This is a genomic window from Streptomyces sudanensis (genome assembly GCF_023614315.1).
Taxonomy (GTDB): domain Bacteria; phylum Actinomycetota; class Actinomycetes; order Streptomycetales; family Streptomycetaceae; genus Streptomyces; species Streptomyces sudanensis.
Map to the genome: position 1 here is coordinate 216,048 of NZ_CP095474.1, position 1,063 is coordinate 217,110.

The following is a 1,063-nucleotide window of genomic DNA, read 5'->3' on the forward strand; positions in this document are numbered from 1 at the left end:
GGACGTCGGCGGGNGGGGGGGGGTCGCGCCGTTCCCGGCGCGCCTCCCCGCCGACGTCCCGCGGCCGGGTCGTCCGGGCGGTCGCTAGGCCGGTCCCCGGGTACCCGGACGGCGCGAGGCCACCGCCAGGTGCTCCCCGACGCGGTTGACCAGCAGCGTCATCTCGTACGCGACCTGGCCGACGTCCGCCTCGGCGGCGCTGAACACGCACAGGCAGCTGCCGTCGCCGGCGGCGGTGACGAAGAGCAGCGCGTCGTCGAACTCCACCATGGTCTGGCGCGCCTCCCCCGCGCGGAAGTGGCGCCCGGCACCCCGGGCGAGGCTGTGCAGACCCGACGCGACAGCGGCGAGGCGTTCGGCGTCCTCCCGGTCGAGGTCGCTGCTGGCGGCGGTGACGAGTCCGTCGTTCGACAGCACCAGGGCGTGACGTATGCGGGCGATGCGCTTGGTCAGATCGTCCAGGAGCCAGTCGAGTTCCTTGTCGAGTGCCATGCTTGGTCCTCCCCCTCCTCGTATGTCCCCGTTTCCCCCGTGTCCGCGTAAGCCTTACCCACCAAGGTGGGCGGAGCAAGCACTTCCCCGGTCATCGGGCGGCGGCACGGGCCGGCGCCGGGAATCCGTGGGGATCCTCCCGCCACCGGGGCACCCGGCCCACGTCGGACGTGACGGGACGGCGTACGGCGGGCCCGCCGCCCGCCGTACGGGAAGGTGGACCCCATGTTCAGCAGAGTGCGTGCGCTCCTCCCGCTCCCCCGGCGGGCACACCGGCAGGCGGAGGCCCGCGGGACCGGGACGGGCGGCCGGGACGGCGCCCCCGGGCGGCGGCCCAACCTCTTCGAGGCCGCGGCCGTCCACGTCGCCGCCTGCGTGGACGACGACGAGGACGCCATGGAGGAGGCGGCGGGGTGGGTGTCGCCGGAGGCGCTGTCGTTCGGCGTGCGGGAACTGGCCCGCCGCGCCGTCACGGCCCTCGCGCGGGAACGCGGCGGGCCGCCGGAGACGGTGGCCCGCGACCTGCTCGGGCTGCCGCCCGCCTGAGCGCCACCCNANCCCCAAACTGAAA

Annotated in this window: 2 protein-coding genes; one reads left to right on the forward strand and one right to left on the reverse strand. The window is 75.7% G+C overall.

What is annotated here, in order from left to right:
• Positions 1-84: 84 nt before the first annotated feature.
• A complete protein-coding gene (locus tag MW084_RS00935; RefSeq protein ID WP_010468121.1) occupies positions 85-492 on the reverse strand; it encodes a roadblock/LC7 domain-containing protein in 408 nt (135 codons plus the stop codon).
• A gap of 225 nt (positions 493-717) precedes the next feature.
• On the opposite strand from MW084_RS00935, the gene MW084_RS00940 reads away from it, so the two are divergent.
• Entirely contained in the window at positions 718-1,038 is a 321-nt protein-coding gene (locus MW084_RS00940; protein ID WP_010468120.1) for a hypothetical protein, read from the forward strand.
• Positions 1,039-1,063 lie beyond the last annotated feature (25 nt).